Genomic DNA, 25,640 nt, shown 5'->3' with positions numbered 1-25,640 from the left:
TAAGACAAGAAAAAAAACGGAAAGTCACATTTTGTTAAAAATAAAATGTATCTCGTGCTATCCGACAGTTAACGAGTAATTGGGATACAGAAAATGAAGTCAATATAGAAGGTTCAACTGTAAGCAGAAGGCTGCGATAGAGAAAATGCTACAACAGGGTATATACGTCACTAGTTTTGAAGCCTACAGAAAAATTAATCAACAAGTACTCCAGATTAGCTACCCATAGCTAATTGTATATGCTTATCTCTTTACTGTACTCCTGATCATTGAACTAGCTGCCAGGGTAAATGAAATTCCTCCCATTGCCAAAGCGATAAGTAGGCTAGTCCACTCAGTTTCTGTATGTAAACGGGTCACAACCCGAGGTATATGCAGAACAATGACCAATAAGGTAAATAGAACTCCCAGCAACGTTGCCGCCAACTGAGCCAATTTTTTCGACAGAAAACTTATCGCTGCCGCCAGAAAGGCAATTCCTACGAAATATGCCCAAAACAAATGTACTGGAATCCACGACGGGATGAGCGTAGCCACATATTGGCCATACAGGATGTGTTGAATTCCAAAAATTAGAAGAGATAACGAATATACAAGAAGTCCTGAACGGATGAGTGAACTACTAATGCGGCTTACATGTATAGCTGAAAAATCCGCGGAGAAGTGCTCAACAAGCAGAAAAGCCCCACCAGCTAGTGCAAGGAGTTCCGTAAATACCGTCCATTCACCTCCATTATATGGATTGGCTAACAATTTGGGTAAATGAATAACCAGATCGAGCAGGATGAACAGTGAACCTAACAAGATAGAAGCCCAGGTCGGCTTTTTCTGGATAATTATACCCAGGCCGCCAATCGCCAGGATAGCTCCTACAACATACACCAGAATAAGTCGGCCTGGTGTATCAGAAGGAACTGGTAGTAAGGCTACAGGAAAATTGCCTGTAATGAATTGTTCAACTCCCAGCAAAAAGATAGAAGAGCCATACAGATAAGGGCCTGACTTAATCAGTTTATACATCGTATTTTTCTATAATGATCCTGACCTAACCAACTCCTGGCAACTTTTCGAGATAAGTCAGGAGAACTTATATAAGTCGTTTTAGCGTAAAGCGAACCGTAAAGCGCTGGCGATTTCGCTGGATAACCAACGCAACCAACTTTCCTTCTCCTGCCTGAAGCATTCGGTATATATCGCTGATAGTCATTGTAGTAGCCAGGCTTCTATTCACCACTAATAATTCATCTCCAACCTGTAACCCTGCTTGTTCTGCTGGTGAGTTCGAATTGACGTTGTTAATAAAATAAGTACGGAGCGTTTCGCCTTTAGCCCGAAGTTCCAGCCCACTCATGTCGTGTTCAAAACGCTCCCGCATGATTCGCCTAACTGGCTTTAATACAATATACCGATTCGGATAATTGATCGTAACGAGAAACCGACGCAGCAGTTCACACCCTATATTGCCTTGTCGTTCGGGCATGTCTCGGATCTTAAGACTAAAATCCGAACTATCAGGAAACGAGACGAGCATATCATCCAATTGAAAGCGACCAACGTTTACCTTTTGAAACCGGCCAACTGCCCCACTAATCAATCCGTTGAATCCCGATCCCAACGGAACCTGTACAACTTTATCGGGGAGTGGTAGCGTTGGTCCGTTATGAAACCGATTGAGTAATAATGCCTGACCCGCACCCGTATCAAGCACTACACGGAGCGGCCTGAACCGAATCCCGTCAAAAATTGACAGCGCATCCAGATAGGCTTTTCGATCCAGAATTGTAATTGGATAGCGTTCACCTTTCCGGTGGTGGTATCGATACTGCTGGGGTTGCATTAGGACCAACTCTCGACGCTGGAAGTCAATCGTTACAACGAGATCGGCAAATAGTTCATAGCCAATTAGGCCGTGGATGGATAGACCCGCATACTCTGACAATTTTAATACATCCTCCTCCAGAATAACTACATTGTGATGTTCTGCCCGGAGGTATCCTATGCTCAGCGTATTGTTAATAGACACAGATGCTGTTGTTGCGCTGCCTGCACCCATACCTGTAAGCTTAATCTGGCGACTTAAAGTAAGCGGACGTTTTTTGAACGCATGCCGATCCGTAATGATCGTATGAGCAACTCCTGTATCAACAAGTAATCGCAGTGAGTCAACATCATTCATACACACCGAAACAATAATCAGATTTGACTGAAACTGAAAAGGAATGCGTGTCTGGGTACGGTTACCAGTGAAGAAAAAACCATATGTATCATCAATGATTTTACAGGATTGATCGGTAGCTTTAGTAACCTGAGTGACAACCAGCAAAATCAGTATAAATGATACGGTTTTCATTTTTTAATATATATGATAATATGAATATCAGTCATCTGATGTTTTTTCGAATCGTCCGTTAAATCTTCAGTATGTGACTGGACTTATCAACTTAATCAGATAGAGAACATCATCATATCGACAAACGCATGACTGAGAGCTACCAACGTCGTTTATCGCGCTCTGATCTGCCTTTATCTTACCTGACCTGTTGTTTGACGTTATAGCAGGATAGGGGATGGGATCCTGAGCCGACAGTCGTGTTTATTCAGTAAATTTGCTTATTAACGCCAGGAAGATGACTCATTTTCAGACGCTCAGCTATCGGGAAATCACTATCCATGTAGTAGCCTGGCTATGTTATATGAATCTGCAAATTCTGGCAACTGATCAATTTGAACATCAGTATATCGATCATTTGCTGATTGCGTTATCAGAGCTGCCTGCCCAGCTTCTATTTACCTATACTACGCTTTACTGGTTGATTCCGACCTATCTGTTAACGCTGAAATATGTGACATTTGGCTTGCTGACATTAGTAGTACTGGCTGTTAGCGGAGTGTTGTATTGGCAGGGATATTATTATTTGTTTTTAGCCCAGTTTGACCCGGCTCAACTTGATCAGGAAAGTCCATGGGATCTCCACCGATTGGTTCTGTCGTCATTTTATATGCTCTGTACCAGCGGTCTATTGATTGCTTTCCATATGATCCGGTACGGTTTTCGACAGCAACAACTAAACCAGCAATTAGTGATTGTCAATCAGGCGGTTGAGCTGAAATCGCTTAAAGACCAGATCAACCCGCATTTTTTGTTTAATACCCTCAATAACTTATATGGTCTAACCGGTAGTAACCCCGATAAAGCCGGCGAAGTAGTTTTACGACTATCGCAACTTATGCAGTATATGCTCTATGAGGGAAGCCTGACAAAGGTGCCACTTTTCAAAGAGATCGAGTATTTACAAAACTACCTGGCCCTGGAGCGTATTCGCTATGGCCAGGGTCTACAACTGGCATTTCAGATCAGTGGGCCTACCGAGAAATTAATGATTGCCCCATTGCTGTTACTCCCATTTGTCGAGAATGCGTTTAAACATGGCCTAAGCCGTCAATTGGGTGATGCCTGGCTACAGATTCAGCTAAACGTGACCCACACGCAGTTGACCTTCAAGGTTGAAAACAGCAAGCCCGAGTTGGCTGGCCCAGCAACGTCCCCCGGTATAGGTCTGCCCAATGTTGCCAAACGGCTCCAATTAATTTATCCCGACCGCCACCGGCTTCGGCAACTAAATGGCGTGGGCTCGTTTTTAAGTACGTTGACTATCGGATTAACCGCTGACGATTACTGTCTACAGAAAGGCTATGAAAATCAAGTGTTTGCTCGTAGATGACGAGCCCATTGCATTGACCATACTTGCGGCTTACGTTCAGAAAATAGACATACTGGACTTGGTTGGTCAATGTAGTTCGGCGGTTGAGGCTTTTACCATTTTACAAAGCAAACCTGTCGATCTATTATTCCTGGATATTCAGATGCCCCAGCTTTCGGGCCTGGATTTACTCAAAACACTTTCCAACCCACCCAAAACCATCATTACTTCCGCTTACCGCGAATACGCAGTAGAAGGATATGAATTAGATGTACTGGACTACCTAATTAAGCCAATACCTTTTGACCGGTTTATTAAGGCGGTGGGGAAGATGATAACTCAGAGGTTGGCCATTTCGCTCCCGAACTCACAACCCGATGAAGAGCCATTTATCTTTGTGAAGGAAGACCGGAAATTAGTGCGTGTCGATCTCCGCGACATTATATCGCTGGAAAGCTTACGAGACTACGTAAAGATCAGAACTAGTACGCAGGAGATCGTAACCCGCCAGTCTATCAGCTACTATGAAGAACTGCTGCCCGCCGAACAGTTTATGCGGATACACCGATCATTTTTGGTGGCCTTAGCTAAAATCAGGGCAATTACTGATTGTCAACTGGAGGTGCCTGGGCAGACACTTCCAGTTGGGAGAAACTATAGGAACCAGGTGTTAGAGCAGTTACAGGTACGGCATTTCTTCAGGCGGGGCCAGGTTTAACCTGAAAACCCTCCTGTTGGTCCATCTGGTTACTGGTAAACAGGTAAATTATATCGTCATCGGCTAGATAAGTATAGTTTATGTTCGTTTGGTCTAGGCAGCTTTTGAATGGGGTTGCACATAATCACGCCATTCTGGTTTGGCCTGGTATGAACCGGTATAGGAATTCTTGGGGAGTTCAATACCTAATTGATCGACAACCGCACTTATTCGTCTACGCCCTATAGGAAGCCGAGCGCCATTGCGCATAATCAAATGGGCAACAATGGAAGAAACGACTATACAGCTATGAATATGTTGTGGGTTAATAAGATTGGCTTTATGAATACGAATAAAATGGGGCCAGCGATCATTATACCATTTTAATGTCCTGCTGGATAAGATGGCTTTACCATTCAGGAGGTGTACGGAACAGTAATTTACATCCCCCGTTAAATAGAGGACCTGATTTGGATCAAACTTATGCTGAAGTTGAGCAGCAGCTAATCGCTTCATGACATAAATGGCTAAAATGGGTGGTAAAATTTCTACAATACGTATCGATAAAAAATAGGAAAATACAACAGGAACTGGTAACTGAGAAGCACAAATAAAATCCAAAAACAAAGAATTAAACTAGTATGTACTTGCAGGTAAGTTACTACATGTTCAGTAAAGGTAATAAGTTATATAGTTATGCGAATATAACTAATATTAGAGAACTGGAAAGTGATTTTTGAGGAGTTTGATACACTTTTTGTAAAGTATATACATACAAGTATAATAGAAACTTCTGAAATAGTCCAATAATATGCTTGATAGTTTACATAAAAAAAGACCAAAGACGCTATAAATGCACATTTTGGATATAATGGGTGTCGAATTAGTCTCCCAAGGCCGCAGCTTCAAAACTTGATTAAACGGCCCAAAATTTTTCCGTAAGTTATCCGGCCGCTGTATTTTGTATTTAAAAGATGGGTTTATAAGTAAGTCTAAACGTGAGGTACTTGACCTCTGAAAATCAAGCTTTTTATCCTAACCATAAAGTCCTTGCCTAAATCAATGACCTTTTTTCTGAGAAATCAGGGAAATTGGCTTACTTTTGCAGAGATGGCTTTATGGTGTAATGGATAGCATCACAGTCTTCGGAACTGTTGGTTGGGGTTCGAGTCCCTATAAGGCCACTATTAGCACAGCCCTCTTGGTATTTTAACCGAGAGGGCTGTGCTGGTTTATTGGTAGACCCAAGGTAACTCCTTCAACTGCACGTGCCTAGCCAGATACGTTAAAACTGACTTGTTCTAATCAGCTTGGCAACCCTACCTACTAATCAATTCCGGGTTTTACGCTGATACTTTCGTCGTCATTCGAATTCGTATCCTCAAGGCCATCGTAAATGAAAAAAACCGGAGACTTCTCGAAACGTCTATTTTTTGCTTGACTCGCGGATAATACGGCTTTTTAAAGCAGGCCGTAAGCCCGGATAATAGCTATAAGCGGCCAGAAGAAGCATATGGATACGCCGAATTGGCGGGAGAGAAAGGATTGAGTTTGTATGCCAATCCGTACTTTTTGGATAAAAGAAAACGCCTAATCAATTAGTTGTCAATTGATTAGGCGTTTAGCTGTAGCGGGGAGCAGGATCGAACTGCCGACCTTAGGGTTATGAATCCTACGCTCTAACCATCTGAGCTACCCCGCCGTTTGATTTCACAAAAGTAAGGAAAAATCGGCTTAAGACAAAAAACAGCGTTGACTTTCGCAAAAAAAATCGTTTACCTTTGCCAATGTCCCTTTTAGTATAATAAGTTATGGAGAAATTTAAATTCATCACCGAATATGAACTTCGGGCCTCTCCCAAAATGCTGTTTCCCTACATTAGCACGGCATCAGGCCTGTCGCAATGGTTTGCCAGCAAAGTGAATACCATGCCCGAACAACGGTTCGATTTTCAGTGGGACAATGAAAGCCACATCGCCCGTCAGGTATCTATGCGGCAAAACAAAGGAGTACGCTTTGAATTTTTAGATACAGATGAGAATAACGCTTCCGACAATAACTATGTGGATTTTCGGGTTGATCAGAGCGAATTAACCCAATCGACCTTTCTCCGCATAACCGACTACTCCAGTACTACCGACGAAGAAGAACTCAAAGATCTTTGGGATGGTTTAATGGATAAACTGAAGGAAATTGTGGGGAGTTAAATTTTGTTAATGAATAATGGAAAATGATTAATGAACAACTGATTGACGTTCTATAAGTAAGCCAATCGCCATTTCTCATTCGGAGCCGCCTGTGTGGCACATTATACATTAGAATGAAAAAAATAGATAAATTAATACTCGGCTCGTTTTGGGGGCCGTTTTTTTTGACTCTCGGTGTCGTCATCTTTATTTTTCTGATGAGGCTACTGATGTTTTATATTGACGATTTTGTTTCTAAAGACCTCGATCTGGCCACCTTCGGTCGATTGCTCTTCTATTTTGCCCTCCTCACTATCCCGACTGCACTGCCATTAGCTGTATTACTATCATCGTTGATGACATTCGGAAATCTGGGTGAATTTTTTGAGTTGACAGCCCTCAAAAGCGCTGGAATTTCGCTTACAAGAGCCATGCGGCCGCTGCTTATTGTCGCCATAGGTATTAGTGCTTTCTCGTTCTGGTTTAATAATTCGGTATCTCCCTGGGCAAACCTGAAAGGATACAGTCTGCTCTACGATATAAAAACCGCCAAAGCTACGCTGAACTTAAAAGAGGGTATTTTTTACAATGATTTGCCTGGTTATAGTATTAAGGTAGACCATAAAATTAAGGGGCCGAAAGACAGTAAAAATGGTGATTTGCTGAAAGGGTTGGTTATTTACAAACATCCGACAAATGGGTTGGATGCTGGCAATCGCGAAATTATCCTGGCCGATTCGGGGCGGATGTATACCGATAAAGACCGCTCGTATCTTGTTTTTCAGCTGTTCAACGGCAACGATTATCAGGAATATTCAGACAATAATTCTGTTAGTTTCACCGGCGGTGGAGTACCTAACAAAGGCGCCCAGTTCATGCGGAATGGCTTTAAGGATTACCGGCTTGTCATTAGCCTTGAGTCGTTTGGTATTAAGCGTACGGATGAAAATCAGTTTGAGTACCATGAGTACATGAAAAACCTGAACGAACTATCAACGCTAACCGACTCTTTACGAAAAGATTACACGAAGACAAGCCTGAATGTAGCCAGCACATCGAGACAATACTATAATTATCAATTTAAGGCCGATGCAGCCCTTCGGCAAAAGGTAGTGAAAGATGGAAAGTGGGTTGACTCCTTAGTAAAAAAGCGGGCTGTTGCTACTCCCGATTTAGCACAGGCGGCCTTGAGCCAGGCTCAAAATATTCTGTCTTATTCAACGTCTAACGTAACCTACCTGACCGAAAAAGAAAAGGGAGTCTGGAAATATCAGTTAGAAACACATCACAAATTCACACAGTCGTTTTCAATTTTTGTGATGTTTCTGATTGGAGCATCCATGGGCGCTATTATTAAAAAAGGTGGGTTTGGCCTGCCAGTTTTGATTGCGATTGTATTTTTTATTTTCCTGTATGTATTGACTATTGCAGGTGATAAGTACGCCAAAGACGGATTAGTCTGGGTCCCATTGGGTGCCTGGCTGGCCAACATCGTGTTACTACCCATTGGCCTGCTACTTATGCAGCGAGCCCGACACGATTCCCGATTGTTTGATAAAGATGTGTACGTAATTGCCTGGGAACGATTGAAACGGAAATGGAATGAGCGAAAAAGCCAGCAGGCAATGGTCGTTAGTCAATAGATAGGGTATGCGTCTTAGAAAACTATCGACTTAGGCTATCGTTTATTGGCTAATTTCCCTATCTTTGCACCCAAATTCATTTTTTCATTTTATTAGCTGTCTGAAGATGTATCTAACGACCGAAAAAAAACAGGAGATATTCTCCACCTCGGGCCACGCCAAAAGCGCAACGGACACCGGGTCGGCCGAATCCCAGATCGCGCTGTTCACTTACCGGATCAGTCATTTAACTGAGCACCTAAAAGTTCACAAGCACGATTACGGCACCCAATTGGGTCTTTTAAAATTAGTAGGTAAGCGTCGGCGGTTGCTGAATTACCTCCTTCACAAAGACATCACGCGTTACCGGGCTATTCTGGCCGCGTTAGGATTGCGGAAGTAATCGGCTACTTCAAAAAAAGGGAATCTGCTACATAGTAGATTCCCTCATTTTTGTTGTTTCTACAGGGATGTGGTGAAAACCCGTTAAGAGTTAAAAAAAAAACGGCAGGCCCGACAGTCGGAGATTTCCGGTGCGCTGGGCCGCCGAAGCGGTTTAAAGCTGTAAGAAGACGTATTCAAAATCTGCTGTATGTTTCAAATCACCACGCAATCCGTTGCGCTGCCCGACGGGCGGGAAATTACCATCGAAACCGGAAAAATGGCCCGTCAGGCCGACGGAGCGGTGGTTGTCAGGTTGGGCGACACGATGCTGTTAGCCACTGTCGTATCGAGTAAAGATGCCAAAGAAGGTGTTGACTTCCTTCCATTATCTGTTGATTATCAAGAAAAATTTGCTTCGGCTGGCCGGATTCCTGGTAGCTTCCAACGGCGTGAAGGCCGCCTGGGGGACCACGAAATCCTGATTAGCCGTTTAGTTGACCGCGCCTTGCGGCCCATCTTCCCGGATAATTACCATGCGGACACGCAGGTAATGATTACTCTGATTTCGGCTGATCCCGAAGTTCAGCCCGATGCGCTGGCCGCGCTGGCTGCTTCGTCGGCTCTGGCTGTTTCGGATATTCCCTTCAACGGTCCGATCTCGGAAGTACGCGTTGCCAAAATTGACGGCAAGTATAAGATCAATCCTAAAACGTCGGAACTCGAACGCGCTACCATTGATCTGATTGTAGCGGCTACCGAGAAAGACATTTGTATGGTAGAAGGCGAAATGGACGAATGTTCTGAAGCCGAAGTGGTGGAGGCTCTCAAAGTCGCTCATGATGCCATCAAACAACAGTGCCAGGCTCAAAAAGAACTGGAAGCCAAAGTAGGCAAAACCGAAAAACGGCAGTACAGCCACGAAACGCACGATGAAGTACTTCGTGCCGCAGTTCGTGCTGCTACGTACGATAAAATCTATGAAGCGGTTAGTCGGCAGAATCCAAGCAAAAAAGGCCGTTCTGAAGCGGCTAAAGCGATTCGTGATGAATATATAGCGTCATTTCCGGAAGGTTCGGACGTGAACGTGGGTCTTATAAAGACTTATTTCCACGATCTGGAATGGGAAGCATCCCGTCGATTAGTGCTTGATGAGCGTGTACGCTTAGATGGTCGGAAGCTGGATCAAATTCGTCCAATTACTGCTGAAGCTGGCCTTTTGCCGGGTCCGCACGGTTCGGCCCTATTTACCCGTGGCGAAACGCAGTCATTGACTACGGCAACGCTGGGAACCAAAACAGACGAGCAAATTGTGGATCAGACTATGTATCAGGGATACAGTAAGTTCCTGTTGCATTATAACTTCCCTGGTTTCTCCACCGGCGAGGTAAAACCAAACCGGGGAGCCGGTCGGCGTGAAATTGGTCACGGCAACCTGGCGCACCGCTCACTGAAGAAAGTATTGCCACCAGCCGAAGATAACCCATACACCATTCGGATTGTATCGGATATCCTGGAATCGAACGGTTCATCGTCGATGGCGACGGTTTGTGCCGGAACAATGGCGCTGATGGATGCCGGTATCAAAATCAAAGCACCCGTAGCCGGTATTGCGATGGGGCTGATTTCGGATGGTGACAAATATGCTGTATTGTCGGATATCCTCGGCGACGAAGATCACCTTGGCGATATGGACTTCAAAGTAACTGGTACCGAAAAAGGGATCGTTGCCTGCCAGATGGACTTGAAAGTGGATGGGTTGTCGTACGAAGTACTGGCCCAGGCGCTGGAACAGGCTCGTTTAGGCCGGTTGCACATTCTTGGGGAAATGAAGAAAGGCATTGCCGAAGTGCGTGCTGATCTGAAACCGCATGCACCCCGTGCCATGGTTATCAAGATCGACACCAACCAGATTGGTGCCGTGATCGGACCCGGTGGTAAGGTTGTTCAGGATATCCAGAAAGATTCGGGTGCTGTAGTGAACATTGATGAACACGACAATGCCGGCTGGGTAAGCATCTTTGCAACGAGCAAAGAAAGCATGGACAAAGCCGTTTCGCGTGTAAAAGGTATTGTGGCAGTACCGGAAGTTGGTGAAACATATGTAGGTAAAGTTAAAACAATTCAGCCCTTTGGTGCCTTCGTGGAATTCATGCCAGGCAAGGATGGGTTATTGCACATTTCCGAGATTAAGTGGGAACGCTTAGAAACGATGGATGGCGTCTTGCAGGTAGGGGAGGAAGTAACGGTAAAATTGATTGACGTGGATAAAAAGACAGGAAAGTACCGTTTGTCGCGCAAAGTTTTGTTACCTAAGCCAGAGAACAAAAATGCGTAAGTCATTGTTACTTTTTTGTGTAATGCAACGTCAAAAGTTAGCGTTATATAGTCACTCCACCGGAGGCAACGTAATATGAGACAGCTAAAAATTTCAAAACAGATTACCAACCGTGAAAGTCAGTCGTTAGACAAGTACTTACAGGAGATTGGTAAAGTGGACCTGCTTACGCCCGATGAGGAAGTAACTCTGGCCCAAAAGATCCGGGAAGGTGATCAACTATCGCTGGAACGGTTAACGAAGGCAAACCTGCGCTTTGTGGTCTCGGTTGCCAAACAATATCAGAATCAGGGTTTATCTCTGGGTGACTTGATCAATGAAGGTAACCTTGGTTTGATTAAAGCCGCCCAACGGTTCGATGAAACGCGTGGATTTAAATTCATTTCCTACGCTGTTTGGTGGATTCGTCAGTCTATTCTACAGGCTTTGGCCGAGCAGTCCCGGATTGTACGCTTGCCCTTAAATCGGGTTGGTTCGCTGAATAAGATTTCTAAAACGTTCTCTGATCTGGAACAAAAGTTCGAGCGCGAACCATCGCCCGAAGAACTGGCGGCTGTATTGGAGATTTCGGCGGCAGAGGTTGTCGATACCCTCAAGATTTCGGGTCGCCATGTATCAATGGATGCACCGTTTGTACAGGGTGAAGAAAACAGCCTGCTCGATGTACTCGAAAACGACGGCGAGGATAAGCCTGATTCGGGCCTTATAAACGATTCGCTTCGTAAAGAAGTACAACGTGCTCTCTCAACGCTAACACAGCGTGAGGCCGATGTAATCACACTCTACTTCGGTCTGAATGGTGAGCATGCCATGACGCTTGAAGAAATTGGTGAAAAATTCAACCTGACCCGCGAACGGGTTCGGCAGATAAAAGAAAAGGCCATCCGTCGTCTGCGCCATACCTCACGGTCAAAGGCGTTGAAGACTTACTTGGGCTAAACTTCCTGTTTGCTTAGGCAAAGCGGTTCCTGCGAAAGTGGGATCCGTTTTGTTTTTTAAAGAGGTTCTGGAAACAGACACGGACATGACTCAATTTGCAATTCTGTCTCCGTAGACTAGCGCTGGATGGTTTTACATAACACGGCTACCGGTCTAAATGACTTCTATTCCCGTTCTGTACACCCCGTTTTACTAATCTGATCTCCTTTAACATCAGCTAGTTTTGCCGTTTAATAAATTGGACGATAATCTATATACGTTTTTCGCTTTGTAGCCCCTATCTTGAACACGATACGTATAGGCTGAAAGGCCAACGTTAGTAGAGTGGAAGCTATCTAACTAGTTTTCACTCACGGTGTGGAATAATCCGGAAAGTCCGGCTACCCTGTGGCCGGTTTTTTTATAGCTAGCCAGAACGCTGTGATTGCTAATGGCGGTTCGTTGGCTATTCAGGTTCATTCCACAAAGGCCCAGAAAATAGGTAGGTAATAAGTTTACCTTTGGCATGATTAATCTAATCCATTATGACATCTAATTATAATCCTTTATCTGAATCACAACCCTTTGGACCATGGCTGGAACAAGTCATCAGTGAACTCTCTGAGTTTGGCCACCTTGAGGAGCTAACGATCAAAGAACGCAACTGGCTCTTTACTACCTGGGATAAGTACGACCTATCACCTGCCGAAGCAGCTCAATCGTTTATTAACGAAATGCCTGATTGATGGAGGCCTGGTAGATCAAGACCACGAGTCAGCGACTCAGCTGAATGTCAACTAGGTATCATTATAGTCCATTTTTATACGAACAAAAAGCACCTGCTGGTGAACTAAACAGGCGGGGTACCAGTTAATTCAAACACACGTCATGATAAGATGGCTATAAACGCTTTTTGTTGTGATGTGGTCAATATGGGGGCGACTGGAATTGACAGCTTGCTGAGGTCGCGTGTAAGCATGCCGGGAGTTGACGGTATTTCCCGCCCAAACAAATCGTCAAAACAATAACTGGCGAATATAACTACGCCATGGCTGCCTAATCCGGAGGATTAAGCAATAGCCATTGTCTCCCCGGCCTACGTGCTGCTGGCTGGATCAGGAGGCATCGACTCGCAGCGCTGGCTCGGTTTATGGTGTTAACGGCCGAGTGAGACACAAGCACCTACGGATGAAGCTTGGTCTGGTATACACCGGGCCGATTCCCGACAATCCTAAGTGTACCTAAGCATGTAGAAAGCGCGTTGGTTTCCTTGACTGGACGAGGGTTCAAATCCCTCCGTCTCCACTTTAAATCGAAAAGCCCAAAATTCACTTGATTTTGGGCTTTTCGTTGTATATATCTTTCCTTATACACAAAAAAGACAGCCATATATAGCTGTCTTTTTTGTGTATAAGGATAAAATTTTAATTCTTTAAAATCCAGGATTCTGCACCGGATAGCTCATTGATGGCCGCCATCTTGGCAACCGCTTCATCCCGAACGGCAGAGCCAGCCGCAGCCACTTTATATAATTCTTTCTCGTTGGGAGCAGGCATAATAACAAACGCATCGTCATAGCCCGCTTTACGTAATTGACGTCGTAATTTCAACGCATTATGCTTGCTCAGGAAAACACCGGCAATCACAGTGAAGTGGGGCCCAGTTCGAACAGGCTTGATAGCAGGCGCTACGACTTTTGCCACTGCTTCTGATTTTACAACGGGTAGCGCTTCAGGTTTCGCTTTTACGTCAACCGAAGCAGGTGCCGGTGTCTCAGCTGGTGCTGGAGTCGGCGTCACGGCTACCGGCTCCGTTGGCAGGGTAGTTGTCGATTTAACGTCTGGATTGACAACAGGAGTCGTTTTTTCTACGACAGCCAGCTTTGCTGTTTCTTTTACGTCCGTTGTTCGCTCGAAGAAAGAAGCCGTAACACGGAACAGGCTGGCTGGATCAAGACTGCTTTGAAAAGGTTGTCCTGGTTGAATAACTGAAAAATAACTAATAGCGCCTAACGAACCAACCAGTAGTGCAATGGCTGCTACCCGCCAGTACGGGCGAGCTGGGCGATAAGGCGTCAGTATTACTTCATCTTCCCGAACCAGCACTGGGCCAACTGCTGTAGTTGGTACCGCTTCGAAAGCAGGTTCAAGTTGGGGTTGACGATTGATCGCCTGAACCGACAGGGCACTCATCCCGTAGGCTTCGCCAAAAAAGTTATGACGTAAGCTTGGAGAAAACTGCAGGCGACTTTCTTCATTATAGGTGAAAGTACCAATGCCTTCCAATTCAAACTTCCCCGTTGACTCCACCTGCTGCCGTAATTCAGCGACAAACATACTAACATGCCGTTGCGCACCTTCGCGGGTAACGGGTTCATGCAGCATGATGTAGTTGGCCAGAATGCCATCATCGAAACGAAGGGCTTCATTGAACGCAACCCGTTTGCGGGGGGGCAAATACAGACCAGAAGTTTCCGTAAAACTTGCCGATTGATAATGGGTCAGGAAAGCTCCTAACTCAGGTACGACTACGCAGTCGTACTGAAACAGCAGCTTTTTAAGGTAGTCGTTGACGGAAGCCATAGTGTGCATCGGTGGAGCGATTAGAACGAATAACTGATTCCTCCGAGAAAGTTAAGTCCTTGTGTTTGATAATACAAATAACGCTGGTAATTCTGGCTAAAGATATTATTCAACGCCACAAAAGCGGACACCTGTTTCCCTAAGAAATAGTCAATTTTTAGGTTCGCATCGTAAATGGGTTTCAGCGTATAGGTGATGCCTGACGTGAAGTTTTTGTTTTGGATGCCCTCATAAAAATACAAATCGGCAGTGACGAATAATTTTTTATTCAGGATGTATGAGTTCGTCCAGGTTGCCGTTGTGCGAGGGCGTCCCCAGGCGGCTTCGAGCCGGTCGAGACCGTAGTTGAAGAAGTTAGCCTTCAGCGTTGATCGGAACTTGTCTTTCTGGGCATAGCTGAGTTGACCCGATACCGTCAGCACATTTGTAATGCCACCATCGTACAGAACAAAGAATTTTGTAGTATCAGGAATGGTGTTGTTAAAAGTCGAAAAGTTTCGGTACCGGGCATAAGACACTTTGCCTTCGTACGAAAAACCGCCACCCAAATCTCCTTTTGTACCTCCGTAAATATCGATTGACTTAACAGTGTTAGCCAATAGGACTTGTGGAGCAAGCCACTTATTCTCACCGAGTAACGAGCGGAGTGTATTGCGATTGATATCACCGTCGACACCCGCAAAAATGTGAATGTTGCCAATTGGAGCCACGTCAACATCAATCACCGGAAACGCACGTGTTTCATTGATACCCTGCCGTTGATCGGTTTGGTTCACGGCATTGATACCCGCCGTTATCGTGAAGAGTGAAGATGCGTATTTAAATGTCGGCTTTACCCGAAACAGGTTGCGGTTATCAATGATGGAACCATCCGTTCGTTGGGTTACGTAGGCATCGGCGGCTACGAGTGCGTAAACGTTGTCGGTAATGCCAAGCGACGCATTGAGGTTTGTGCCCCAGTCAGTTTCAGACGCATTGAATCGGTCACTCAGTGAGGTAATTCCCGTACGAAGCGAGTAATCAATCGCGTTGTCCGAATTCGTATTTTCAATGCCAAGTTTAAAATTGATTGTATTGAGCCGCTGTTTGATCAGGTCAGGATTGAAGGTAGATTGGGCGGCATATTCGCGACTATAGCCGTAAAAATTATAGGCGTTACGATCAAAGCCGAGATCGGCTTGTAGTTTGAACGCGTCGGTCAGGTATTTCCCCGTTACCCGAACCCGTGTATCGCTTTGCGCTGAATTCTTGCCATCGACGGGACCAAGTCCTGAAGACAAGTGTCGAACTGATCCTTCTAACGCAAGATTCGACAGCGCATTGATACCCACAAAGCCTTCGCCCAGAAATGAACTGTAGTTCCCGGCACCCAGCTTCACATAGTTGCTATAGGCAGGGGTATCATCGGCCTTCCCCAGGGCGGGGTCCAGTACACCGGGCGTGATTTTAGGGTCGCCAATGGTTAGTTTTCGATCTTCGAATTCGTATGTCAGCTTCCGTTGTTCAGCCGACGGTTTTACCGATGGAATCTTATTAAAGATCCGGTTAGCGGGTGGCAGCTCAATTTTACGGCTTTTCTCGACAGTAATTTCCTGATTATCGACTTCGCCTTCTTTCACCGGCCGCGTAGGCTTAGGCTGCTGCGCATAAAGCGTTGCCGACAGGGAAAGGAGGGTAAGGGTGAGACGGTAGTGCATAATGGATAATGTAGAATGACTAATGGATAATGTAAAATGATACGATATGCGCAAGGCATTATCCATTAGTCATTTTACATTATCCATTGGTTAGTTTTTAGACTCCAGCGTGGCTAGTTTTTGTTTGGCTTCGGCAACGATGGCTTCGTCGGATGAGTTTTCGATGATGGAATTCAGAACGGCTTTAGCCTGGGCGGGTTCGTCGAGGGCGACATTATTGTCGGATACCAGAATGAACGCCTTGCCTTTCCAGTATTCAAAATCGCTGAACTGCTCATTAAATTTTAACAGCAGTGCCACCGACTCTTTGTACTTTTTCTGTTTGTACAGAATCTCGCCGAGGTGATATTGGGCTTCAGCACCGTTTACGTCTTTGGCGAGCGCGATGGTTTTCTCGAAATCAGCCTGCGCGGTTTTGAAATCGCCTTTTCCCAGGGCTACTTTCCCGAGCATCAATTGCGCCCGGTTTTGCGCGCCAGGCACCACATTACCCGTGGCAACTAGTTCGCGGGCCATTGCTGCGGCTGAATCAGGTTTTGGATAGGCAAAATAGGTATCCATCAAGCCCAACTGAGCCGCTACCTGTTCCGCTTTGCCATTGGCTTTGCTAATGATGATCTGGTAATTCCGAATGGCACGTGGGTAGTTTTTCTGTTTAGCTTCCAGCTCGGCCGCCCGTGTAGCTGCCCGAACCAGATAATCCGATTTATTATCGGCAACAACTAAGTTATAGTACCGAAGTGCACTGGCAGGGTCGTTAGTCTGGCGGTACGATTCGGCCAGATAATAGCGAGCTTCGTTGGTGCTGGGACTGTTTGGATACTCCTGCATGAACGATAGCAACGACTGAATAGCCTGTGGGTATTTTTCGTTGGCGTAGATATTCTTGGCGTTCTCGAACTGAACCCGCTCCACATCCGTACTACCCGGATTGCTTTTCTTATACTGACCCAATACCTGCGAAAACTCTTCGGGTCGACCGGCGTCGTTCAGTGTGTTCTGAATACCGAGCAGCGCACTTTGCGCCTGTTCCGAATCGCCGTAATTATCTAAAATGCGTTTGTAATCGGCTACGGCGGGGTCATATTGCTGAACGTTGCCGTAAGCAATAGCCCGCTTCAACAGAGCCGCCGGAACGAGTGTGCTATTGGGCTTATCCTGAATTAGCTTTGTATAGCCCTGGATAGCCGCCTGATAGGAACCTTTCTCAAAATCGACGTTCGCTTTCTGAAGGAGTGATTCATCCACAAAGCGGGAATTCGGAAACTGACGTTGCACCTGATCGAACTGTGCTTTGGCTTCAGAGTCGCGGCCTACGTAGCTCAAAATGACAGCTTTCTGATAGGCCGCGTAATCTTTATCGGCCGCATTCTGTGCAATGGCCTGATCGTAGTAACGCATTGCGTTTTCATACTGCTTGGCCGAAAAATAGGTATCGGCTAAACGGATCGTTGCATCCTGAAACTGCGCTCTGTCGTCGGAGCCAGCGCCACGACTCACAAAATCACGGAAGTAGGGGAGCGCACGAGCGTAGTCTTTTTTATTGTAATACGCATACCCAAGGGCATATAAGCTTTTGCTGGCATAATCGCCGGAGCCTGATTTGGAAATGCTGGCATAAAGCGGAATCGCCGTATCATATTGCTTTCCTGCCGAATACGATTCGGCTTTCCAGAACTGGGCGGCCTGTTCCAGGCTTTTATCGACCGGGAATTTTAATGACTTATCCAGATTCGCCACCGCTTGCGGATAACGCTCAGCATTGAAATCGTTTACGCCCTGATTGTAGGTCAGGCGCTGGTAAGTCGCGTTGATTTTGGACGTCCGTCGTTTCAGTCCTTCAATGTAGGAAATAGCCGCAGGGTAATTATTGGATGCATAATACGCTTCACCGACCAGTTCATTCGCTTCATTTTCAAACTTACTGTCGGGATATTGCTTCAAAAAAGCAGTCAACTCTTTCACGGCATCGGCCCCGTTATTCTGATCCAGTTGCAGTTTCGCATGGGTGAACCGAGCTTCTTCCTGAATCGTACGATTGAACGACAGCCGGCCCGCCTGATCGAATGCTGTCAGGGCGTAGGTTGGGTTCTGAGTCTGTAAATAGCTTACTCCCAATGTATAAGCAGCGTATTGGGCCGTTGTGTCTTTCCCGCCCGCTAAGGGTTTAAGCTGAGTAATGGCATCGTTATAGGCCCCGGTACGGAACAGCGACTGGCCATACCGGAACTTTACCGCACTGGGCGCTTTGGCACCTGCCGTATTGATATATTGCTTGTAATACGGAATGGCTCTGGCAAACTGATTCTGCTGGTAAAAGACTTCGGCGGTAAATAAAGCTACTTCGTTCAGGCTACCACCACTGTTTCGCTTAAGTAGAGGCTCCGTATAAGCCAATAAATCATCGAATCGGCCCTGCTTGTAGAGCGTCTGCGCAATCCAGTTCGGAACCTGATTTTGGTAGGTTGGGTTGGTTTCAATCCGGCGGAAATCGGCAACGGCCTCGTTGTAGTTTCGATTCCTGAAGTTGATTACCCCAGCATAGTAAGACGCAGCTGGCGCATCGGCCGAATTGGGGTCGAGTTTGACTTCATTCAGAAGCGGCAGGGCATGCTGTAAATCCTGCGTACTATAATAGGAGAGGGCAAGCTGATATTTATAGGTGATCTGCTGGGCACTACTACCACCCTGCGCTACAGCCTTTTCCAGAAAGCTAATGGCTTTGGTATAATCCTGACGGTTGTAATAATACGTTCCTAAATCGCCATATAACTGCCCGGCTTTAGGGTGCTGGCTGTGGTTTTTGACGAAGCGATCCACCAGCAGCTCTGCCCCTGGCTCATCGATGTAAAGGCTCGTCAGCGCAATGTAATACTCGGCTTCAACCGCATTTTGGTCACCGGTATTGAGTAAAGTCTGAGAGCCGTCGCCCCGGCGGGGTTCGAGATATTGTCGGAATTCGTAGCGGGATGCGGCATAATTGGCTTTCTCGAAAAGCTCAAGCCCATTTCGGTAGTGATAATCGGGTTCGGCATTACTCTGGGTACGTTGAGCTAATGCTGGTAGTGTAGTAAATAACCCAACAGTCAGAGCGAACAGCAATCGATACGAAATTCTGCGGTTCGACTGGTGTTGATCTGATTGGGTGGTTGAATAGGGCATAAATAAATGTATGGTTGGTTTGAGGTTTACGGTTTACGGTATTCAGCTAAATGGCGTGAGCATGTTGGCTCGCCTGTAACCGAAAACCTTAAACCGAGAACCGAAAACTGTAAACTTTGAACCTGGAACTACCATATAAGCCGATTGCGTCGTAGTTTCGCCTGAGAATTGACAAATATCAGGTCAATTCTGGACAAAAAACGAAGGTATTCCTGTTTCCGTATGAAAAAAAACGCCCGGCTTCTGTATTTACTTACTGTCTGGACATTTTTTATTCCATTTTCATCAACTGCTACCGGCTTACTGGCCGATGACGAAAATCCCCCAGCGACTTCTCCCAGTGTAACGTATGTGCTTTCGATGCCCGAACCACAGACGCACTATTTCGAGGTTGAAATGCAGCTGAAGAACATAGCAGCCGCAACAAATGCCAAGAAAAACGGCTATTTAGACATTAAAATGCCCGTCTGGACACCTGGTTCGTATCTGATTCGGGAATATGCTAAAAACGTGGATAGCTTCAATGCTTACGTTGGGGACAAGAAAGTGCCGAGCGAGAAAATTCGTAAAAATGCCTGGCGAGTATCTACCAATGAAGATAACCTCACCATCCGCTATAAGGTATATGCCAACGAACTGACAGTGCGGACGAGTTTTGTGGATATCGATCACGGCTACGTGACACCCGCTGGCGTGTTTATGTACCACGACGCGCTTAAAAACATTCCCTTGCGCGTGGTTGTGCAACCGTACAAAACCTGGAAAAACGTGGCAACGGCGCTGGAGCCAGTATCCGGGCAAGTCGGACGCGACGCCAGCTTTACCTACGAAGCGACTGATTTTGATCTGCTGGTCGATTCACCTATCGAGATTGGAAACCATAAAACGTTCAGCTTTACCGCTTCGGATATACCGCATACGGTATCGATGTTTGGCGATGTTGAGTATAACGAAAAGCGGTTAGCTGAGGATTACAAACGGGTTTGTGAAGCCGCGACTACTGTAGTGGGTGAACATCCGTGTAAGCACTACACCTTTATTGTGCATCATATTCCACCGGGCGGGGGCGGACTGGAACACCTTAACTCCACTACACTCGAAACGACGCGTAACGCCTATGCTACGGAAGCCAATTACAAACGGTTTCTGTCATTGGTAGCGCATGAATATTTCCATCTCTGGAATGTGAAGCGTATTCGGCCAGTTGCGTTGGGGCCGTTCGATTATGAGAATGAGAACTACACGCACATGCTTTGGTTATCTGAAGGCTGTACGTCGTTCTATCAGGAATATATTTTACGCCGGGCCGGATTCCACACGCCCGAGGCCTACCTGACTCTGGTTGCCAGCGGCATTACGGAGATTGAAAATCAGCCGGGTACGCGCATTCAGTCGGCAGCCGAATCGAGTTGGGACGCCTGGATTAAAGGGTATCGACCAAACGAAAATTCGGCTAACACCCAGATTTCGTATTACGGCAAGGGTAGCGTATTAGGAACCCTGTTGAATCTGGCTATTCTAGCGGGGAGCAACGGCCAACGCAACATGGACGACCTGATGCGACTCCTGTACAACGAGTACTATAAAAAGCAGAAGCGCGGTTTTACAGATAGCGAATTTCGGCAAGCGGCTGAACAGGTTGCGGGGCGTAAACTCGACGACTTTTTTAACATCGGCGTTAACACGGCTGAGCCCATTAATTACGACGCGTATTTTGCGCCCGTTGGGATGCAATTAGTGAATCTGGCGAGCAGAACACAGGATGGTTTTCTGGGTGCGGCCACAACGATTGCCAATGGTAAATCAACGATTTCGAGTGTTCGACGTGGGTCGGCGGCTTACAATGATGGACTGAACGTGGGCGACGAAATTATTTCGGTCGATAAAGTTCGGGTGGGCGATGATCTGCTTCGGGTTATCAGCGGTCGGCGGGTTGGCGAGACGTTAAAAGTATTGGTGAATCGCGCTGGTTTCGTCCGCGAAATTCCGGTTACGCTTACCACAAACCCCTTGGTGAGTTACCGCCTGGAGCCCTTGCCGAATCAAACGGCAGAGCAGAAGGCATTGTATAACAAGTGGTTGTATGTCAAGTGAGTAAAAGGATTTAACCACAGAGGCACAGAGAACACAAAGAAATAAACAGCTAACAATCTAGCATTTTTATCTCTGTGTTCTCTGTGTCTCTGTGGTTAAAAATTGGTTGATTTTTTGGTTTTACCCGTCAAAGCTTTCGGTACATAATGTAGGCGTTTGTTAGGCCATTTTTCTGGTGGTTAAAAGCCTCAGGAATTTCTCCAATTATCGTAAAGCCTAATTTTTCCCAGAGCCGCACCGCTCGTTCGTTGCTCTTGATCACGATATTGAACTGCATGGCTTTATAGCCGAGTCGTTTCGCTTCCTCTATCGAAAACGCGCCCATCGCTTTCCCAACGCCTTGCCCTGACGCACTAGGTGCGGTCATATACGAGCCATTGGCGATGTGTGAACCAAGATCAGGTTGATTGTCTTTCAGCACGAATGTTCCGACGATGATGCCGTTTCGTTCAGCTACATAAGTATGTTTATCGGGGCCACACCAGTAAGCCAGCATTTTTTCTTTCGATGAGTTTGGGTCGAACACGTAGGTGTCACCACTGGCAATTACGGGTTTGATAATTTCCCAGATTGGCTCCTGATCAGCCGGGGTTGCCTTTCTTATGTCAATCATACAGTTAGCTCGTGAAAAAGAAAGATAGCATGCTAGTTAAACAAAAATTTTAACCACAGAGGCACAGAGAACACAGAGTAATAAAAAGGTTGGCTTTTGCCTTTTAAGACTCTGTGTTCTCTGTGCCTCTGTGGTTAAAAAAACACAGTTACCAAAGTTTGTTATTCGCCAGGGTGGTAGGTTTTTTCGGCAGTGGCCATGACATCTTTCTTGTAAAAAAGAATGTCTTTGTAAACGCCCTTCCGATACCCATCCACCTGATCGGTAAAGTGGGATGAGTTAGGGTCAGAGCTGGAGCCGCCGGTAAGAATCGATTTGCCTTTTACAGTTTTACCAAATTCAACGACAGCCGCAAAGGTGTTTCCTGTGATTCCGTAACGCTTCTGGGTTTGAGGGCCTTTTTTGCTGACGTATGCGTTGAGTGAACCCATAAAACCCGGTGTGCCATTTACCGCCCAGCTTGGTTTAGCATCACTAAATGACGTTCCTTTATCCACTCGCTGGTAGCGATTGATCGTGCCCCAGGAGATTTCCCAGGTGCCAAAGTCTTTCTTTAAATCGCTGATAACCTTCGTAAAGGCATCGAGCATCTCTTTGGCCGACAGTACATCTGTCGAAATCGTAGCCCCGTTCGTGATGGAATAGCGTTCCTCCGTTGAAACGGGCTTTTTCAGCCGTGCTACATTTAATTCAATGATTTTTTCCAGCCAGGAGACGGCAAGTATCGTTGCTACAGAGCTACTATCTGCCCGAAAATTCCAGGCTTGCAACGTTTGAATAGGTGCAGCCAGAGCCGCATAAGCTGTATCGGCTTTTAGAGTTTCGTAGGCGGCAATTAACTTCGGAATATGGCGCTCACCATTGGGCAAATAAGGATCATGGGCAGCGGTGATCACATCGTCGATACTGGCGTTGGTGAGGTTAGTCAACACCCGGATGGCACTGACCGCTCTGGGCGTCTGTCCATCGGGAAGCATATACACCGGTTTTTTGCTCATCAGCGAGTCGAATACACCCGTGCCGTATAAAGGAGTCGAGTTGCAGTTTTGCACCCAGCCGTTGGCCGGATTGATGTACTGCGGAATAGCTGCCAGCTCATGCGTGCCCTGCCAGTCGTTCGTCAGGATGCTGCCGTCTACAGGTCGTTTCCAATCGAAGGAAGGATTCTTTTTGGGTACAAAATTTCCGTGCCAGTACGCGATGTTACCATCCCGGTCGGCATAGACCACATTACTGCCCGTCATGGCCCGCTTATTGATCGACGCCTGGAATTCCTTGAAATTTCGGGCTTTCATCTTTTCCCAATGCATGGCCAGCAAATCAATGTTCGCATCCAGGTTTTTAAGCGTAACCCATTTTTTGTCGAATGAGGCTACGACCGGTCCATGATGCGTGCGGTAGGTAACAAATTTTCGGGATGACAGCCCCCCTCCCTGTTTGTACTGTAGCGTGATAGCTGTACTGTCAACCGGGCGCATGGTGCCATCAAAGCGGTAGAAATACTGCCCGTTCTTCTGTTCAACCTGCTCTGTAAACAGATCTTTTGCATCGGAAAGTGAAACCGGATGCATCCAGCCCAGAAATTCGTTAAAACCCTGAAAGATGTTGAATTGACCCAGAAACGGAGCGCCGTAGGCATTCAACCCCTGTTTGCTCACGACCTGAATTTCGATGCGACCGTAGAACTCCGCGTGCGGGTTGATCAGCAACATGGCGTTCTTACTCTGTGTTCGTGACGGTGCCAACGCCCAGCCGTTCGACCCACTGGATTCCTGATATTCCTGAGTAATAAGTGGGCTAAACGACAGTGCCTTACCCAAGCCATCTGCGTAAAAAGCCCGGAAATCGGCCTCGCTAATATTACTGCCTTCCAGCGAGGGAATATTGTTCATTAAAGCAACCCAGGGCTGCACGCGGGTGATCAACTTAGGTTTCTTACCGGGGTGCGAAATCATGTAAAAATTAATACCATCGGCATAGCCATCGCAGAGTTTCCTGAGCCAGTTGGGCGATTGCTGATATAGGGCAACGGCTTTGCTGGAGTCGATGAACATGCGCGACCATAAGTCTTTATACAAAGCAGACTCCCCATCGACCTCCGCCTGTCGACCCAGCCGACTGATAATGGACGATTCTACATTATCAAAAAACTCTTCGCACTGGACGTACATCATGCCGAACACGGCCTCGGCGTCGGTTTTTGCATAGACGTGCGGAACGCCCCATTTGTCTTTGATAATGGTGATCCGTTTTGCCTGTTTATTCAAACCGCCGATTTCTTCGGGAGAGAAGGGCTGGGCCTGAACATGGATTGCTAAAAAGAGGAGAATAAGTACTGCTACAGATTTCATAAACCGTTTGTGATTGGGTCCTAAGGCGTCATTAGCCTAACAGGAACTGTATGAGGTATTTAAGATAAAATCAAATTATAATTTTGAATATAGCTCTATTAGTAGAATAATATGAGTGTATTTACTTGTGTAGACATGTTTTTTTAAAACTTACAGATTATTATTGGTTCGCTCCATTTTTCACCCGGATAATCTCACCCGCAATGCTAATGGCGATCTCTTCCGGTGTCTGGCTGTTTATGGGTAAGCCAATGGGTGCATGAATACGATTTAGCTTTTCTTCATCCAGTCCCTCCGCTCGGTATTCGCTAAACAGCTTATCAATCTTGGTCTTACTGCCTAGCACGCCCAGGTAAGTAAGTTCCTTATCCAGCAATGCCCGTATGGCCAGATCATCAGTCCGGTAACCAAAAGTCATCACGACGACGTAATGGTGATCGCCGGAAGGTAGTTGATTGGTTAGTTCACTATAGCTGCTGACCACAATTTTCTCATGGGCTGCGTCATTCAATTCCACGGTATGCAAATCCGGGCGGTCATCGAACAGGCGGATATAGAAATCCATCTGGCCCATGATGCGCGATAATGCCAGCGCACAATGCCCGCCACCGATGATGAAAAGCTGGTTTTTATAGCCTAGTCGCTCCTGATACAACCAATTTTCTTCTGATTCCATCGTGAACCGATAATTGGTTTCGGGCAGATGATCAGCGAAGAAATGAATGCCTGAGGGCGATAGTTCGAGTAACCCATTACGGTTCCGCTCCAGAAAGGTGATAATCGTCTGAATCGCAGGCATATCACTCGGCTGGACACGATATAACAGAATGGTTTGATCGCCGGAGCAGATCATGCCACTTTGATTACGGGCTGCACTTTTATCGTGGTATTGGGTTCGAATAGAAAGCTCAGGGCCGTGCCGGAACGCCGGACCGTGATTCAGCTTTTCTTTAGCCATTTCCACAAACTTATGCTCCATGATGCCCCCACCGATGGAGCCTTCCATCTTACCAGTTGCATTGACAGCCATTAGAAAGCCCTGCCTTCCGGGGCTGCTGCCATTGCTTTCGAGCACGTACAGCAGCATGACGGGTAAGTTCTGTTGGCCACTTTTATGGATTAACTGCCAGGTCGTTAGCTGTTTGGGTCTTGGCATCGGTGGTCCGTCATTACGGCGTGGGGCAAGGAGCAGGGGGGGCATTGTATAAAGCCAGCAGGACTTTTTCGGGCGTCATGGGGGCATCAAACGGAATAGTAGCGGATGGATTGAACGCCAGCACCGCATTCCGTAAGGCAAA

Annotated in this window: 18 protein-coding genes, 2 tRNA genes and 1 other RNA gene; 11 read left to right on the top strand and 10 right to left on the bottom strand. The window is 46.3% G+C overall.

Annotation, left to right across the window (positions count from 1 at the left end):
* Positions 1–243 precede the first annotated feature (243 nt).
* Both ACYVGO_RS26430 and ACYVGO_RS26425 read right to left on the bottom strand, forming a co-directional pair.
* A complete protein-coding gene (locus ACYVGO_RS26430) occupies positions 244–1,020 on the bottom strand; it encodes a hypothetical protein (protein WP_460971841.1) in 777 nt (258 codons plus the stop codon).
* Positions 1,021–1,087: 67 nt separating this feature from the next.
* Entirely contained in the window at positions 1,088–2,350 is a 1,263-nt protein-coding gene (locus ACYVGO_RS26425; RefSeq protein ID WP_460971840.1) for a retropepsin-like aspartic protease, read from the bottom strand.
* Positions 2,351–2,627: 277 nt separating this feature from the next.
* Between ACYVGO_RS26425 and ACYVGO_RS26420 the strand changes: the two genes are divergently transcribed.
* Both ACYVGO_RS26420 and ACYVGO_RS26415 read left to right on the top strand, forming a co-directional pair.
* Positions 2,628–3,722 carry a sensor histidine kinase gene (locus tag ACYVGO_RS26420; RefSeq protein WP_460971839.1) on the top strand — a complete coding sequence of 365 codons (1,095 nt, stop codon included), beginning with the start codon at positions 2,628–2,630 and terminating at the stop codon, positions 3,720–3,722.
* Positions 3,694–4,419, top strand: coding sequence for a LytR/AlgR family response regulator transcription factor (locus ACYVGO_RS26415; protein WP_460971838.1), 726 nt, complete (start codon positions 3,694–3,696; stop codon positions 4,417–4,419). Before ACYVGO_RS26420 ends, ACYVGO_RS26415 begins: the two co-directional genes overlap by 29 nt.
* A gap of 93 nt (positions 4,420–4,512) precedes the next feature.
* Here ACYVGO_RS26415 and ACYVGO_RS26410 read toward each other — a convergent pair whose 3' ends face one another.
* Positions 4,513–4,914, bottom strand: coding sequence for a LytR/AlgR family response regulator transcription factor (locus tag ACYVGO_RS26410; RefSeq protein WP_142773006.1), 402 nt, complete (start codon positions 4,912–4,914; stop codon positions 4,513–4,515).
* 596 nt (positions 4,915–5,510) lie between these two features.
* Here ACYVGO_RS26410 and ACYVGO_RS26405 point away from each other — a divergent pair.
* Positions 5,511–5,582 (top strand) — tRNA-Arg (locus ACYVGO_RS26405).
* 444 nt (positions 5,583–6,026) lie between these two features.
* Here ACYVGO_RS26405 and ACYVGO_RS26400 read toward each other — a convergent pair.
* Positions 6,027–6,100: transfer RNA gene (locus ACYVGO_RS26400), tRNA-Met, on the bottom strand.
* 109 nt (positions 6,101–6,209) lie between these two features.
* Here ACYVGO_RS26400 and ACYVGO_RS26395 point away from each other — a divergent pair.
* The 7 genes from ACYVGO_RS26395 (at position 6,210) to ssrA (ending at position 13,151) form a co-directional block, all read left to right on the top strand.
* The gene (locus ACYVGO_RS26395) at positions 6,210–6,605 is read left to right on the top strand and encodes an START-like domain-containing protein (protein ID WP_142773007.1); all 396 of its coding nucleotides are present in this window, start codon (positions 6,210–6,212) and stop codon (positions 6,603–6,605) included.
* Positions 6,606–6,718: 113 nt separating this feature from the next.
* The gene (locus ACYVGO_RS26390; RefSeq protein ID WP_460971837.1) at positions 6,719–8,227 is read left to right on the top strand and encodes an LptF/LptG family permease; all 1,509 of its coding nucleotides are present in this window, start codon (positions 6,719–6,721) and stop codon (positions 8,225–8,227) included.
* 106 nt (positions 8,228–8,333) lie between these two features.
* On the top strand, positions 8,334–8,609 hold the full coding sequence (gene rpsO / locus ACYVGO_RS26385) for a 30S ribosomal protein S15 (RefSeq protein WP_142773009.1): 276 nt from the start codon (positions 8,334–8,336) through the stop codon (positions 8,607–8,609).
* A 189-nt stretch (positions 8,610–8,798) separates the two neighbouring features.
* Positions 8,799–10,925, top strand: a complete 2,127-nt coding sequence (locus ACYVGO_RS26380; RefSeq protein ID WP_460971836.1) for a polyribonucleotide nucleotidyltransferase — start codon at positions 8,799–8,801, stop codon at positions 10,923–10,925.
* Positions 10,926–11,000: 75 nt separating this feature from the next.
* Positions 11,001–11,864, top strand: coding sequence for a sigma-70 family RNA polymerase sigma factor (locus ACYVGO_RS26375; RefSeq protein ID WP_009282104.1), 864 nt, complete (start codon positions 11,001–11,003; stop codon positions 11,862–11,864).
* A 524-nt stretch (positions 11,865–12,388) separates the two neighbouring features.
* The gene (locus tag ACYVGO_RS26370) at positions 12,389–12,589 is read left to right on the top strand and encodes a hypothetical protein (protein ID WP_142773011.1); all 201 of its coding nucleotides are present in this window, start codon (positions 12,389–12,391) and stop codon (positions 12,587–12,589) included.
* A gap of 188 nt (positions 12,590–12,777) precedes the next feature.
* Positions 12,778–13,151: a transfer-messenger RNA gene (gene ssrA, locus ACYVGO_RS26365) on the top strand.
* Between the two features lie 116 nt (positions 13,152–13,267).
* Here the strand turns inward: ssrA and ACYVGO_RS26360 are convergent.
* From ACYVGO_RS26360 to ACYVGO_RS26350, 3 genes are all read right to left on the bottom strand, one after another.
* On the bottom strand, positions 13,268–14,425 hold the full coding sequence (locus tag ACYVGO_RS26360) for an HU domain-containing protein (protein ID WP_460971835.1): 1,158 nt from the start codon (positions 14,423–14,425) through the stop codon (positions 13,268–13,270).
* Between the two features lie 20 nt (positions 14,426–14,445).
* Positions 14,446–16,122, bottom strand: a complete 1,677-nt coding sequence (locus tag ACYVGO_RS26355; RefSeq protein WP_142773013.1) for a TonB-dependent receptor — start codon at positions 16,120–16,122, stop codon at positions 14,446–14,448.
* 90 nt (positions 16,123–16,212) lie between these two features.
* The gene (locus tag ACYVGO_RS26350) at positions 16,213–19,284 is read right to left on the bottom strand and encodes a tetratricopeptide repeat protein (protein ID WP_460971834.1); all 3,072 of its coding nucleotides are present in this window, start codon (positions 19,282–19,284) and stop codon (positions 16,213–16,215) included.
* A gap of 222 nt (positions 19,285–19,506) precedes the next feature.
* Between ACYVGO_RS26350 and ACYVGO_RS26345 the strand changes: the two genes are divergently transcribed.
* The gene (locus tag ACYVGO_RS26345; protein WP_460971833.1) at positions 19,507–21,378 is read left to right on the top strand and encodes a M61 family metallopeptidase; all 1,872 of its coding nucleotides are present in this window, start codon (positions 19,507–19,509) and stop codon (positions 21,376–21,378) included.
* A gap of 127 nt (positions 21,379–21,505) precedes the next feature.
* Here the strand turns inward: ACYVGO_RS26345 and ACYVGO_RS26340 are convergent, their stop codons facing one another.
* From ACYVGO_RS26340 to ACYVGO_RS26330, 3 genes are all read right to left on the bottom strand, one after another.
* Entirely contained in the window at positions 21,506–21,991 is a 486-nt protein-coding gene (locus ACYVGO_RS26340; protein ID WP_460971832.1) for a GNAT family N-acetyltransferase, read from the bottom strand.
* 161 nt (positions 21,992–22,152) lie between these two features.
* Entirely contained in the window at positions 22,153–24,342 is a 2,190-nt protein-coding gene (locus ACYVGO_RS26335; RefSeq protein ID WP_460971831.1) for a penicillin acylase family protein, read from the bottom strand.
* 160 nt (positions 24,343–24,502) lie between these two features.
* Positions 24,503–25,498, bottom strand: coding sequence for an XdhC family protein (locus tag ACYVGO_RS26330; RefSeq protein ID WP_460971830.1), 996 nt, complete (start codon positions 25,496–25,498; stop codon positions 24,503–24,505).
* Positions 25,499–25,640: the final 142 nt, after the last annotated feature.

The organism is Spirosoma migulaei (assembly GCF_054776855.1).
Note: the sequence above shows the minus strand (reverse complement) of the source record. Positions and strands in the feature narration are given on the sequence as shown.